The organism is Streptococcus sp. 27098_8_109, assembly GCF_041432295.1.
Classification (GTDB): Bacteria; Bacillota; Bacilli; order Lactobacillales; family Streptococcaceae; genus Streptococcus.
Genome location: NZ_JAPVZJ010000006.1, coordinates 51,358 through 65,477, shown reverse-complemented (window position 1 = coordinate 65,477; position 14,120 = coordinate 51,358). Strand labels below are relative to the sequence as shown.

The 14,120-nt window shown below is 40.8% G+C and carries 14 protein-coding genes and 1 other annotated feature (1 of these 15 running past the window's edge); of the genes, 12 read left to right on the top strand and 2 right to left on the bottom strand.

Features of this window, described 5'->3' with window-relative positions; all coding sequences use genetic code 11:
• Positions 1 to 131 (top strand) — a binding site (T-box leader) (it extends 88 nt beyond the left edge of the window).
• Positions 132 to 394: 263 nt separating this feature from the next.
• From trpX to O3664_RS03805, 12 genes are all read left to right on the top strand, one after another.
• The gene (gene trpX, locus O3664_RS03860; RefSeq protein WP_371613654.1) at positions 395 to 1,390 is read left to right on the top strand and encodes a tryptophan ABC transporter substrate-binding protein; all 996 of its coding nucleotides are present in this window, start codon (positions 395 to 397) and stop codon (positions 1,388 to 1,390) included.
• 75 nt (positions 1,391 to 1,465) lie between these two features.
• The gene (locus O3664_RS03855) at positions 1,466 to 2,332 is read left to right on the top strand and encodes an ABC transporter permease (RefSeq protein ID WP_031237057.1); all 867 of its coding nucleotides are present in this window, start codon (positions 1,466 to 1,468) and stop codon (positions 2,330 to 2,332) included.
• Complete coding sequence (locus tag O3664_RS03850; RefSeq protein WP_004254621.1) at positions 2,329 to 3,087, top strand: ABC transporter ATP-binding protein; 759 nt, start codon at positions 2,329 to 2,331, stop codon at positions 3,085 to 3,087. Before O3664_RS03855 ends, O3664_RS03850 begins: the two co-directional genes overlap by 4 nt.
• A gap of 89 nt (positions 3,088 to 3,176) precedes the next feature.
• A complete protein-coding gene (gene dnaG / locus O3664_RS03845) occupies positions 3,177 to 4,937 on the top strand; it encodes a DNA primase (protein ID WP_371613653.1) in 1,761 nt (586 codons plus the stop codon).
• 2 nt (positions 4,938 to 4,939) lie between these two features.
• A complete protein-coding gene (gene rpoD, locus O3664_RS03840; protein WP_000201903.1) occupies positions 4,940 to 6,049 on the top strand; it encodes an RNA polymerase sigma factor RpoD in 1,110 nt (369 codons plus the stop codon).
• A 14-nt stretch (positions 6,050 to 6,063) separates the two neighbouring features.
• Complete coding sequence (locus O3664_RS03835; protein WP_000331925.1) at positions 6,064 to 6,393, top strand: metal-sulfur cluster assembly factor; 330 nt, start codon at positions 6,064 to 6,066, stop codon at positions 6,391 to 6,393.
• A 115-nt stretch (positions 6,394 to 6,508) separates the two neighbouring features.
• Positions 6,509 to 7,552, top strand: a complete 1,044-nt coding sequence (gene cpoA / locus O3664_RS03830; RefSeq protein ID WP_031237055.1) for an alpha-galactosylglucosyldiacylglycerol synthase — start codon at positions 6,509 to 6,511, stop codon at positions 7,550 to 7,552.
• Positions 7,553 to 7,567: 15 nt separating this feature from the next.
• Positions 7,568 to 8,893 carry a glycosyltransferase family 4 protein gene (locus tag O3664_RS03825; RefSeq protein ID WP_371613652.1) on the top strand — a complete coding sequence of 442 codons (1,326 nt, stop codon included), beginning with the start codon at positions 7,568 to 7,570 and terminating at the stop codon, positions 8,891 to 8,893.
• Positions 8,894 to 8,922: 29 nt separating this feature from the next.
• On the top strand, positions 8,923 to 9,099 hold the full coding sequence (locus O3664_RS03820) for a PspC domain-containing protein (protein ID WP_016399487.1): 177 nt from the start codon (positions 8,923 to 8,925) through the stop codon (positions 9,097 to 9,099).
• Positions 9,100 to 9,157: 58 nt separating this feature from the next.
• Positions 9,158 to 9,292, top strand: a complete 135-nt coding sequence (locus tag O3664_RS03815) for a DUF4044 domain-containing protein (protein ID WP_000863859.1) — start codon at positions 9,158 to 9,160, stop codon at positions 9,290 to 9,292.
• Between the two features lie 63 nt (positions 9,293 to 9,355).
• Positions 9,356 to 10,666 carry a GTPase ObgE gene (obgE, locus tag O3664_RS03810; protein ID WP_000061647.1) on the top strand — a complete coding sequence of 437 codons (1,311 nt, stop codon included), beginning with the start codon at positions 9,356 to 9,358 and terminating at the stop codon, positions 10,664 to 10,666.
• 9 nt (positions 10,667 to 10,675) lie between these two features.
• Positions 10,676 to 10,834, top strand: coding sequence for a hypothetical protein (locus tag O3664_RS03805; protein ID WP_007284777.1), 159 nt, complete (start codon positions 10,676 to 10,678; stop codon positions 10,832 to 10,834).
• Between the two features lie 42 nt (positions 10,835 to 10,876).
• Here the strand turns inward: O3664_RS03805 and O3664_RS03800 are convergent, their stop codons facing one another.
• Together O3664_RS03800 and O3664_RS03795 are read right to left on the bottom strand one after the other, a co-directional pair.
• On the bottom strand, positions 10,877 to 11,347 hold the full coding sequence (locus tag O3664_RS03800; protein ID WP_020901801.1) for an arginine repressor: 471 nt from the start codon (positions 11,345 to 11,347) through the stop codon (positions 10,877 to 10,879).
• A 467-nt stretch (positions 11,348 to 11,814) separates the two neighbouring features.
• A complete protein-coding gene (locus O3664_RS03795) occupies positions 11,815 to 14,097 on the bottom strand; it encodes a Xaa-Pro dipeptidyl-peptidase (RefSeq protein ID WP_371613651.1) in 2,283 nt (760 codons plus the stop codon).
• Between the last annotated feature and the right edge of the window lie 23 nt (positions 14,098 to 14,120).

The following is a 14,120-nucleotide window of genomic DNA, read 5'->3' as shown; positions in this document are numbered from 1 at the left end:
TGAATAGTATTTAGAATTTGAAATCATAAAAATTCGGTGAGCACACCTTACAGTGCATCTCGTTATTGCGAGACAGAGCGATAGGGAAATTCCCTATAATTGAGGTGGTACCGCGCATCGACGTCCTCACACAAGTTTTTTTGTGTGAGGACTTTTTTGATGGAGGTTAGTATGGAAAGAAAACGATGGCGTCAATTGTTTATACTCAATGAAAATCAAAAAGCAAACTAGGAAGCTAGCCGCAGGTTGCTCAAAGCACTGCTTTGAGGTTGTGGATAGAACTGACGAAGTCAGTAACCATAGCTACGGTAAGGCGACGCTGACGTGGTTTGAAGAGATTTTCGAAGAGTATTAGATAAGTGAAGTATTTTAAAGGAATAAAAGGAGAAATAGAATGAAAAATAAACGTTTAATTGGGATTATCGCTGCATTAGCAGTCTTAGTAGCAGGAAGCTTGATTTACTCTTCAATGAATAAACCAGAAGCTAAGAATGAGAAGAAAGTTGCCAAAGTTGGTGTTCTTCAGTTTGTGAGCCATCCATCTCTTGATTTGATTTATAAAGGGATACAAGATGGACTTGCAGAAGAAGGTTATAAAGATGATCAACTTAAAATCGATTTTATGAACTCAGAAGGTGACCAAAGTAAGGTTGCGACAATGAGTAAACAATTGGTTGCAAATGGGAATGACCTTGTGGTTGGTATTGCAACACCAGCTGCTCAAGGTTTAGCTAGTGCCACAAAAGATCTACCGGTTATCATGGCTGCTATTACAGACCCAATCGGAGCTAACTTGGTCAAAGATTTGAAAAAACCAGGTGGCAACATTACAGGGGTATCTGACCACAATCCCGCTCAACAACAAGTTGAACTCATCAAAGCTTTGACACCAAATGTGAAAACAATTGGAGCTCTTTACTCAAGTAGTGAAGATAATTCCAAAACTCAGGTAGAAGAATTTAAGGCTTATGCTGAAAAAGCAGGTTTGACAGTCGAAACATTTGCTGTTCCTTCAACAAATGAAATTGCTTCAACAGTTAACGTTATGACTAGCAAGGTTGATGCTATCTGGATTCCAATCGATAACACCATTGCATCTGCATTTTCAACAGTTGTATCAAGCAATCAATCAGCTAAAAAGCCAATCTATCCAAGCGCAACTGCCATGGTAGAAGCAGGTGGTTTGGCATCAGTTGTAGTTGACCAACATGACCTTGGTGTGGCAACTGGTAAAATGATTGCGCAAGTCTTGAAAGGTGCAACACCAGCCGATACTCCAGTTAATGTCTTTTCAACTGGTAAGTCAGTGATTAACAAAAAATTGGCACAAGAATTAGGTATTACGATTCCTGAATCTGTTCTAAAAGAAGCAGGACAAGTGATTGAATAATCTAAAATGGAGGAGTTGGGGACATCTCCTCCAATTTTTTACAATAGAAATCATATAGAAAAGGTTAAGAAACAGATGATATTATCTATTATTTCTCAAGGATTTGTCTGGGCTATTTTAGGTCTGGGGATCTTTATGACATTTAGGATTTTGAACTTTCCAGATATGACAACAGAAGGTTCCTTCCCTCTTGGGGGAGCTGTTGCTGTCACTTTGATAACCAAAGGAGTGAACCCATTTTTAGCGACTCTTGTTGCTGTAGGAGCAGGTTGTTTGGCTGGAATGGCAGCAGGACTTCTTTATACAAAAGGGAAGATCCCAACCTTGCTCTCAGGGATTTTGGTGATGACTTCCTGTCACTCTATCATGCTCTTGATTATGGGACGTGCAAATTTAGGATTGCTTGGAACCAAGCAAATCCAGGATGTTTTGCCTTTTGATTCAGATTTGAACCAACTCTTGACAGGTCTCATCTTTGTCAGTCTTGTTATTGCTCTCATGCTCTTTTTCTTGGATACCAAACTCGGACAAGCCTATATTGCTACAGGTGACAATCCTGATATGGCTAGAAGTTTCGGGATTCATACTGGACGCATGGAGCTCATGGGCTTGGTCTTATCAAATGGTGTGATTGCCCTTGCAGGGGCTCTTATTGCCCAGCAAGAAGGGTATGCCGATGTATCTCGAGGAATCGGGGTTATCGTTGTAGGTCTTGCAAGTTTGATTATTGGAGAAGTTATTTTCAAGAGTTTGAGCTTGGCAGAGCGTCTGGTTGCCATCGTTGTAGGTTCTATCGCTTATCAATTCTTAGTGTGGGCAGTTATTGCGCTTGGCTTTAATACAAGTTACCTTCGTTTGTACAGCGCCGTGATTTTAGCAGTCTGCCTCATGATTCCAACATTTAAGCAAACAATCTTGAAAGGAGCCAAATTAAGCAAATGACAGCAATTGTAGAATTAAAAAATGCAACCAAAGTCGTTAAAAATGGCTTTGATGAAGAAAAGATTATCTTAAATGATGTTTCCTTAGAAATTTTTGAACAGGATTTCATCACGATTTTAGGTGGAAATGGTGCTGGGAAATCAACTCTCTTTAACACTATTGCAGGAACCTTGTCATTAACCAGTGGAACCATCCGTATTTTGGGTGAAGATGTTACCAAGTTTTCACCAGAGAAGCGGGCTAAGTATCTGTCTCGAGTCTTCCAAGATCCCAAGATGGGGACAGCTCCTCGTATGACGGTGGCTGAAAATCTTTTGATTGCCAAGTTTCGTGGTGAAAAGCGTGGACTGTTTCCGAGACGTCTGGCTAGCTATAAGGATGAATTTCAGGCAACCATTGAAAAAGTAGGAAACGGTCTTGAGAAACACTTGAATACACCGATTGAGTTCTTATCAGGTGGACAAAGACAGGCTTTGAGTCTCTTGATGGCAACCTTGAAGCGACCTGAATTACTCCTGTTAGATGAGCATACTGCAGCCCTTGATCCAAAGACCAGTGTGGCCTTGATGGAATTGACGGATGAATTTGTCAAGAAAGACCAGCTGACAGCGCTTATGATTACCCACCATATGGAAGATGCTCTCAAATATGGCAATCGTTTAATTGTCATGAAAGAAGGACGAATCATCCAAGATTTGAAACAAGAAGAAAAAGCAAAAATGAAAATCTCTGATTATTATCAACTCTTTGAATAAAGTAGGGAAAATGAGTGAAATGGTTTACTTTTTTTCTGAAATAAAGTATACTATATAAAGTAAACTATGATAACATGGAGGTATTGTGTATGGTTGACAAACAAGTCATTGAAGAAATCAAAAACAATGCCAACATTGTGGAAGTCATAGGAGATGTGATTTCTTTACAAAAGGCAGGACGGAACTATCTAGGGCTCTGTCCTTTTCATGGTGAAAAAACACCTTCTTTCAACGTTGTAGAGGACAAGCAGTTTTACCACTGTTTTGGTTGTGGTCGCTCAGGTGATGTCTTTAAGTTCATCGAGGAGTACCAAGGAGTTCCCTTTATGGAGGCTGTCCAAATCTTAGGTCAGCGTGTCGGGATAGAGGTGGAAAAACCGCTTTATAGTGAGCAGAAGTCAGCTTCACCCCACCAAGCTATTTATGATATGCATGAAGATGCTGCCAAATTTTATCATGCTATTCTCATGACAACTACCATGGGGGAAGAGGCCAGAAACTACCTTTATCAGCGTGGTTTGACAGATGAAGTGCTCAAGCATTTTCGGATTGGTTTAGCACCTCCAGAACGAAACTATCTCTATCAACGTTTGTCTGGTCAGTATCGTGATGAGGATTTTCTAGATTCAGGGCTATTTTACCTATCAGATGCCAATCAATTTGTAGACACTTTTCACAATCGGATCATGTTTCCCCTGACAAATGACCAAGGAAAGGTTATTGCCTTCTCAGGTCGTATCTGGCAGAAAACGGATTCACAAACTTCTAAGTATAAAAATAGCCGATCGACTGCAATTTTTAACAAAAGTTACGAATTATATCATATGGATAGGGCTAAAAAATCTTCTGGAAAAGCCAGTGAGATTTATCTGATGGAAGGATTCATGGATGTCATCGCAGCCTATCGGGCTGGAATAGAAAATGCTGTAGCGTCTATGGGAACGGCCTTAAGTCGTGAGCATGTTGAGCATCTGAAAAGGTTAACCAAGAAGTTGGTTCTTGTTTATGATGGTGATAAGGCTGGGCAAGCCGCGACATTGAAAGCGCTGGACGAAATTGGTGATATGCCTGTGCAAATCGTTAGCATGCCTGATAACTTGGATCCAGATGAGTATCTACAAAAAAATGGACCAGAAGACTTGGCCTATCTGTTAACGAAAACTCGTATTAGTCCGATTGAGTTTTACATTCATCAGTATAAGCCTGAAAACAGTGAAAATCTGCAGGCACAGATTGAGTTTATTGAAAAAATAGCTCCCTTGATTGTTCAAGAAAAATCTATTACTGCTCAAAACAGCTATATACATATTTTAGCTGACAGTCTGGCGTCCTTTGATTATGCCCAGATTGAGCAGATTGTTAATGAGAGCCGTCAGGCACAAAGGCAGAATCGTATGGAAGGAATTTCCAGACCGACGCCAATCACCATGCCTGTCACCAAGCAGTTATCGGCTATTATGAGGGCAGAAGCTCATCTACTTTATCGAATGATGGAATCCCCTCTAGTTTTGAACGATTACCGCTTGCGAGAAGACTTTGCATTTGATACACCTGAATTTCAGGTCTTATATGTCTTGCTTGGCCAGTATGGCAATCTTCCTCCAGAAGTTCTAGCAGAACAGACAGAGGAAGTTGAAAGAGCTTGGTACCAAGTCTTAGCTCAGGATTTACCTGCTGAGATGTCTCCGCAGGAACTTAGTGAAGTAGAAATGACTCGAAACAAGGCTCTCTTGAATCAGGACAATATGAGAATCAAAAAGAAGGTGCAGGAAGCTAGCCATGTAGGAGATACAGACACAGCCCTAGAAGAATTGGAACGTTTAATTTCCCAAAAGAGAAGAATGGAGTAATAATGGCAACAAAACAAAAAGAAGTAACAACATTTGACGTACAAGTAGCAGAATTTATCCGTAATCATAAGCAAAAAGGGACAGCAACTGATGATGAAATTAATGCTAGTCTGGTGATTCCTTTTACCTTGGATGCTGATGGGATTGAAGATCTCTTGCAACGAATCCAGGATGCGGGGATTTCTATCACAGATAATGAAGGAAACCCAAGTGCGCGTGTTCTTAGCACTGAAGAAGAGCCAGAACTCAGTGATGAGGACTTGATTGGTTCAACTTCTGCAAAGGTTAATGACCCTGTCCGTATGTACTTGAAAGAAATCGGGGTCGTTCCTCTCTTGACCAATGAAGAGGAAAAAGAGTTGGCACTTGCAGTTGAAGCTGGTGATATCGAAGCCAAACAACGTCTTGCGGAAGCCAACCTTCGTTTGGTTGTTTCTATTGCCAAACGCTATGTCGGCCGTGGTATGCAGTTCCTTGACTTGATTCAAGAAGGGAACATGGGCTTGATGAAGGCGGTTGACAAGTTTGACTATTCTAAAGGATTCAAGTTCTCAACTTACGCAACTTGGTGGATTCGTCAGGCTATCACTCGTGCTATTGCGGATCAAGCTCGTACTATCCGTATCCCAGTTCACATGGTTGAAACCATTAATAAATTAGTTCGTGAACAACGTAATCTCCTTCAAGAATTGGGACAAGATCCAACGCCAGAACAAATCGCTGAACGTATGGATATGACCCCTGACAAGGTTCGTGAAATCTTGAAGATTGCCCAAGAACCAGTATCTCTTGAAACTCCAATCGGTGAAGAGGATGATAGCCATCTTGGGGACTTTATCGAAGATGAAGTGATTGAAAATCCAGTGGACTATACAACTCGTATCGTCTTGCGTGAGCAGTTGGATGAGGTCTTGGATACTCTTACAGACCGTGAAGAAAATGTTTTGCGTCTACGTTTTGGGCTAGATGATGGGAAAATGCGTACCCTTGAAGATGTGGGTAAAGTCTTTAACGTGACTCGTGAGCGTATCCGTCAGATTGAAGCCAAGGCTTTGAGAAAACTACGCCAACCAAGTCGTAGCAAACCGCTTCGTGATTTTATTGAAGACTAAGAGTGAGGATGAATATGGCTTATACAGAAGAGCAAATTGAAAATATCAAAACACGAATTTTATCAGCCTTGGAAGAAGTGATTGACCCTGAGTTGGGAATCGATATTGTCAATCTTGGTTTGATTTATGAGATTCGTTTTGACGGCGACACAGGGCAAACAGAGATTGATATGACGTTGACAACTATGGGTTGTCCCCTGGCAGATCTTTTGACAGACCAGATTTATGATGCCATGACAGAGGTGCCAGAAGTAACGGATACTGAGGTCAAATTAGTTTGGTATCCAGCCTGGACTGTTGAAAAAATGAGTCGCTATGCACGCATTGCCCTAGGCATTAAGTAAACAAATAAAAGCATGTGAGAGATTATTGGAAAAGCGAGGAAATTTCCTCTTCTTTTCCTCTAGTCTCTCCTTTCTTTTGCTGATTTTATTCAAAGAAAATGATATAATAGTAGTTATGGAAAAAAAGAAATTACGCATCAATATGTTGAGTTCAAGTGAGAAAGTAGCAGGACAAGGAGTTTCAGGTGCCTACCGTGAATTAGTTCGTCTTCTTCACCGTGATGCCAAGGACCAATTGATTGTTACAGAAAATCTTCCAATAGAGGCAGATGTGACTCACTTTCATACAATTGATTTCCCCTATTATTTATCAACATTCCAAAAGAAACGCTCAGGAAGGAAAATTGGCTATGTGCATTTCTTGCCTGATACACTTGAGGGGAGTTTGAAAATTCCATTTTTCTTAAAGGGAATTGTGAAACGCTATGTATTTTCTTTTTACAACCGGATGGAGCACTTGGTGGTGGTCAATCCTATGTTTATCGAGGATTTGGTGGCAGCTGGTATTCCACGTGAAAAAGTGACCTATATTCCTAACTTTGTAAACAAGGAAAAATGGCATCCTCTTCCACAGGAAGAGGTAGCAAGACTGCGTACGGAGATAGGTCTTAGTGACAATCAGTTTATCGTAGTAGGTGCTGGTCAAGTTCAGAAACGCAAAGGTATTGACGATTTTATCCGTCTGGCTGAGGAATTGCCCCAAATTACCTTTATCTGGGCAGGTGGTTTCTCTTTTGGTGGTATGACAGATGGTTATGAACGTTACAAGAAAATCATGGAGAATCCCCCTAAAAATTTGATTTTTCCAGGTATTGTATCGCCAGAGCGGATGCGCGAATTGTATGCCCTAGCGGACCTTTTCTTGTTGCCTAGTTACAATGAACTCTTTCCTATGACTATCCTAGAAGCTGCTAGTTGTGAAGCTCCTATTATGTTGCGTGATTTGGATCTTTATAAGGTGATTTTGGAGGGAAATTATCGGGCTACAGCAGACAGAGAAGAGATGAAAGAAGCTATTCTGGAATATCAAGCGAATCCTGCTGCTTTAAAAGATTTGAAAGAAAAAGCTAAGAATATTTCTAGAGAGTATTCAGAAGAGCATCTGTTACAAATCTGGTTGGACTTTTATGAGAAACAAGCCGCTTTAGGGAGAAAGTAAAAAGTGAGGTAATCTATGCGAATTGGTTTATTTACAGATACCTATTTTCCTCAGGTTTCAGGTGTTGCGACCAGTATTCGGACCTTGAAAACAGAACTTGAAAAGCAGGGGCACGCTGTTTTTATCTTTACGACGACAGATAAGGATGTCAATCGTTATGAAGATTGGCAAATTATCCGCATTCCAAGTGTTCCTTTCTTTGCTTTTAAGGATCGTCGCTTTGCCTATCGAGGATTCAGTAAGGCGCTTGAAATTGCTAAACAGTATCAACTGGATATTATCCATACTCAGACAGAATTTTCTCTTGGTTTGTTGGGGATTTGGATTGCGCGTGAATTGAAGATTCCCGTTATTCATACCTATCACACCCAGTACGAAGACTATGTACATTATATTGCCAAGGGGATGTTGATTCGTCCTAGCATGGTCAAGTATCTGGTCAGAGGTTTCCTTCATGACGTGGATGGGGTTATTTGCCCGAGTGAGATTGTCCGTGATTTGCTATCTGACTATAAGGTCAAGGTTGAAAAACGGGTCATTCCAACTGGGATTGAATTAGCCAAGTTTGAGCGTCCAGAAATCAAGCAAGAAAATTTAAAAGAACTGCGTAGTAAATTAGGGATTCAAGATGATGAAAAGATGTTGCTGAGTCTTTCCAGAATTTCTTATGAAAAAAATATTCAAGCAGTATTAGCAGCTTTTGCAGAAGTTTTGAAAGAAGAAGACAAGGTTAAACTGGTTGTTGCTGGGGATGGGCCTTATCTGAATGATCTTAAAGAGCAAGCCCAGAAACTAGAGATTCGAGACTCGGTTATCTTTACAGGAATGATTGCTCCTAGTGAGACGGCTCTTTACTATAAGGCAGCAGATTTCTTCATCTCGGCCTCAACAAGTGAAACGCAGGGTTTGACATACTTGGAAAGCTTGGCCAGTGGAACGCCTGTCATTGCTCACGGAAATCCTTATCTGGACAATCTTATCAATAACAAGATGTTTGGAACTTTATATTACGGCGAGCATGATTTGGCTGGAACTATTTTAGAAGCTCTGATTGCAACGCCAGATATGAATGAGCATATCTTATCAGCGAAATTATACGAGATTTCAGCTGAGAACTTTGGAAAACGGGTGCATGAATTTTATCTGGATGCTATTATTTCAAATAATTTCCAGAAAGATTTAGCCAAAGATGATACGGTCAGTCAGCGTATTTTTAAAACAGTTTTGTATCTTCCGCAACAGGTGGTTGCTGTACCGGTAAAAGGCTCTAGACGGATGCTGAGGGCTTCAAAAACACAGCTGATTAGCATGAGAGATTATTGGAAAGACCGTGAAGAATAGAAAGAGGAAAAGCTATGAAAAAACAATTAATGAGAAGCGGTCGTGATAAAAAGATTGCTGGTGTTTGTGCCGGGGTGGCCCATTATCTAGATATGGATCCAACTATCGTTCGCGTAATATGGGGTGTCCTTGCTTGCTGTTACGGAGCGGGAATTGTAGCTTATATCATTTTATGGATTATCGCACCAGTAGCAACTGACTATTGAAAACTAGCTAAATTCATGCTAAGATAATAGAAAATAGAATGTAACGAAGGAGAGAAAAATGGCATTTGGAGATAATGGAAATCGTAAAAAAACTATGTTTGAGAAAATAACCTTGTTTATCGTGATTATCATGCTAGTAGCAAGTTTATTGGGAATTTTTGCAACTGCAATTGGTGCCCTCAGTAATCTATAAAATAGATTCAAGAAAATTTAGTGACTGGGATTTCCCAGCCCTTTTTTAAAGTGAGAAGAAAAAATGAGTATGTTTTTAGATACGGCCAAGATTAAGGTCAAGGCTGGTAATGGTGGCGATGGCATGGTTGCCTTTCGTCGTGAAAAATATGTCCCTAATGGCGGTCCTTGGGGTGGTGACGGTGGTCGTGGAGGAAATGTGGTCTTCGTTGTAGACGAAGGTTTACGTACCTTGATGGATTTCCGCTACAATCGTCATTTCAAGGCTGATTCTGGTGAGAAAGGAATGACCAAAGGGATGCATGGTCGTGGTGCTGAGGACCTTAGAGTTCGAGTACCACAAGGTACGACTGTTCGTGATGCGGAGACAGGCAAGGTCTTGACAGATTTGATTGAACACGGTCAAGAATTTATTGTTGCGCACGGAGGTCGTGGTGGACGTGGAAATATTCGCTTTGCGACACCAAAAAATCCTGCACCGGAAATCTCTGAAAATGGAGAACCAGGTCAGGAACGCGAGTTACAATTGGAACTTAAAATCCTTGCGGATGTTGGTTTAGTAGGCTTTCCATCTGTTGGGAAATCAACACTTTTAAGTGTTATCACATCTGCTAAACCAAAAATCGGTGCCTACCACTTTACCACTATTGTGCCAAATTTAGGTATGGTTCGTACCCAATCAGGTGAATCCTTTGCAGTAGCTGATTTACCAGGTTTGATTGAAGGAGCTAGTCAAGGTGTTGGTTTGGGAACCCAGTTCCTCCGTCACATCGAGCGTACACGTGTGATCCTTCATATTATTGATATGTCAGCTAGCGAAGGCCGTGATCCTTATGAGGATTATCTTGCCATCAATAAGGAGCTGGAGTCATACAATCTTCGCCTCATGGAGCGTCCACAGATTATCGTAGCCAATAAGATGGACATGCCTGAGAGTCAGGAAAATCTTGTAGAATTCAAGAAAAAATTGGCTGAAAACTACGATGAATTTGAAGAGTTACCAGCTATTTTCCCAATATCTGGTTTGACTAAGCAAGGTCTGGCTACACTTTTGGATGCGACAGCTGAATTGTTAGATAAGACACCAGAATTCTTGCTCTATGATGAGTCAGATATGGAAGAAGAAGCTTACTATGGATTTGACGAGGAAGAGAAGGCCTTTGAAATTAGTCGTGATGACGATGCGACATGGGTACTTTCTGGTGAAAAACTCATGAAACTCTTTAATATGACCAACTTTGATCGTGACGAATCAGTCATGAAATTTGCTCGCCAGCTTCGTGGTATGGGGGTTGATGAAGCCCTTCGTGCGCGTGGTGCTAAGGATGGGGACTTGGTCCGCATTGGTAAATTTGAGTTTGAATTTGTAGACTAGGAGACTGTTATGGGAGATAAACCGATATCTTTCCGAGATGCGGATGGCAATTTCGTTTCCGCCGCAGATGTTTGGAATGAAAAGAAATTGGAAGAACTGTTTAATCGTCTCAATCCAAATCGTGCCCTGAGATTGGCACGAACTAAAAAAGACAATCCATCTCAGTAAAATAGATAAAAAGATTCCGTGCCAGATTAGACACGGAATTTTTTATTCTTCAAAGAAAAATGGTGGAGCGAATTTTTTCAGTTCTTCAAAGCATTTTTGAGCAGCTTCTGCATCTTCACAGATGACAAGACAGACATCATCGCCACAGAGGGTAGCGATAGCGTCAGGAAAGCTCAAAGCATCAATGATAGAACCAAAGGATTGAGCAAGCCCAGGAAGGGTTTTTAGTAGGACTTGGTGTTGAACTGGACGCATCAAGACAAGAGCATCTTCCATATAAATTTCGAGACGTTTTTCCCATTTTGAGGTTGAACCTGCATTGAGCACGTAGTAAGAGTTGTCTTCTTCTCGTACTTTTGAAAGGTTCATACTTTTAATATCTCTCGAAAGTGTAGCTTGTGTAACTTGAATATCATTATCGGCAAGAAGAGCTTGTAGCTCAGCTTGAGTATGAATCTTGTTTTTTGTTACAAGAGCTCGTATGAGTTGGTGTCGGTGTTCAGATTTATTCATAAAATGTTACTCCTTGTACTAGATACAGAAAGCGTGGACTGAACGAGATTGTCAGTCGGGTGGTAAGCGGTATTGTCACGTATGATGATTTCAAAGTAAGTAGTATAGGACTAAACGGAGAGAATCTCTCTCTTTTAACTTGTCACTAGTTGGGTGTAGATGAATTGGGTATCTATCTGTTTATCTACATTGGTGTCCTCTACTAACAGTAAATCACTCAATTAGGGTAGCCTTTTGTCACGACTTGTTGTGAATTTATGCCAAATGGAAATTCACAGAGCTTTTCCAACATGTGGTATGGTAGCGAGTAGTATTAGTGATTGTACATGTTGGTTAGAGTCTTAGTATCTTTTGTCTAAGCTCCCGTGTAGACCTATCATAAGCCCATATTGGGATTGAATTTGATACCAAGTTTATGTGTTGATTAACAGTTCAAGTGGAAATAGTTCCATATTGAAAGTCTGATATTATACCTTTTGACAAGGTAGGATAAGACTAGACTGTTCAAGATCGACAGTCAGCTGGTAAGCGGTATTGTCACGTATGGTGATTTCAAAGTCAGTAGTATAGAGAACTAAACGAAGGGTATCTCCTTCTTTTAGCTTGTAAATAGTTGGTTGCAGTTCAAACTGGATATCCATCCATTCATCTGCAGTAATATCCTCTACCAACAGTAAACCATTTCTATTTTGTAAATTGAGATAGCCTTTTGTCACGACTCGTTGCGCATTTTCACGAAATGGCAATTCACAGAGATTTTCCAACATGTGGTAGCGACCGTTGTCAATGGTTCTAGCACTTAAAACAGCTGGATAAGGTTGCAGGTATTTCTTCTGTCCAAATTCTAGCAGTTGGGCAGATAAGAGCCCCTTATTTATACTGGATTTGATACGAAGATTGAGTTGGGCACGACCGTTCAAGTGAAGATCTTTGGTTACAGGAAGGTCAATAGTAATCTGATTGGTTTTTCCTTGATAGAGTTCTGTATTGAAGGTCTGGTAGGTCTTACCATAGCGCTCAAAATCCTTATCTGGGTACTGGTTTTGAATGACTTTCTCTTCTTGACCAAGTGAGAAGGTTTCAAAGTTTTCTTGCCCACCGAAGGTATCAAGTGATAGCCAAGTCTGAGGGGCTGTATTGTCCTGCCAAATGACAGTAGGAAGTTGGAAATCTGTATCTTGTCCCAGTAATTTCTTTGTCAATAAGGCGTTCATGGACTCACGGAAGTCAATGGACTGCCAGTTGTTCATGTACACATGGGCGCCATTATGGAAAAAGAGATGCTTGTTTATATGAGCAGGAAGGGCGTGAAACATCTGGTAAACATGAAGTGGTTTGACATTCCAATCCTGTGAACCATGAGTAAAGACAACCTCTGCCTTTACCTTATGGGCATTGAGCAGATAATTGCGATCATGCCAAAATTGATTGTAGTCACCAGATTTGCGATCTAACTGCTCTTTTACTTTTTCTAAGTCAGCTTGGTGAGCCTCATTACCACGGATATAGTCACCAGCCAAGAGATTACGAGAGTAGGTTAGTTCAGCAAGGGAGTCAAAGTCCTCACCTGGATAACCACCTGGGCTAGTTACTAGACCGTTTTCACGGTAGTAGTTGTACCACGAAGAAATACCAGCCTCGGCAATAATAACCTCTAAACCATCTACACCTGTAGTCGCAAGACCATTGGACATGGTACCTAGATAGGAAAGTCCAGTTGTAGCTACTTTTCCGTTTGACCAGTCAGCCTTGACTTGACGTTGGCACGTGTGGTCGGTAAAGGCACGGCAACGGCCATTGAGCCAGTCGATGACATTTTTATAAGCCTCGATTTGCTGGTAGTCCCCATTAGTCATGAAACCTGTAGAGTCTTTGGTTCCAACGCCTGAGACATAGAGATTAGCAAAACCACGTGGAAGGAAGTAGTCGTTGAGACTATAGCTAGCGTTTATATGCGTTAGCTTTTCCTCAGCTTCTGACACAAGCTCAGCTTGACCTTGGGATTGGACGAGATTTAGTTGAGGCTCCTCTAGCTCAATCTCATGAGCGGGCTTAACCTCGAGATCGCCCTCCATTTTGTAGAGAGCCTTGTCGCTGGCTTTATCATTGGTTCCCTGATGATAGGGACTAGCAGTCATGATAGCAGGGATTTGCCCGTCATAACGAGGACGAATAATGCTGACCTTGACTAGGTCTGGTAGACCTTTTTGGTCAGTATCGACACGAGACTCAACGTAAACGACTTCTCGAATGACATCATGGCTAGAAAAAGTAGCCAAACTCTTACCGTTAAAGTAGTGATAGTCATTATCCTCAGGAATAAGACCGTCACTAACAAGTTGGTCGATAAGAGTATTCCCTTTTTTAGTGCGAGTATTGAGTAATTGATAGAGATTTTCAATCAAATCACCGTATACGATGGGAAAACCAGTTTCTTTACGGAAAACATCACTGTCTTCAAAGTCAACCAAATAAGAAAAACCTAAAAGTTGAAAAGCCACAGTATAGAAAATATCTGCAGTCAACTCTTTATCTGATTGAAAAAATGTCAATAAGTCAGTTTCTGTATCAACTGCTAAACTTGATAGAGGATAGGAGCTGTTTTTAAAATTAAAAAAGAAACGAATAAGAAACGCTTCAAGCATTTGTTTATTTGTAATGTTGACTGGTAAATCAAATCCATACTTTTTTAATTCAAAGATAATTGTATCTCTAGGTAGCGCTAAATAGCTGAATTGATTAAAACGCATAGAACCTCCAGTGAAATTATACT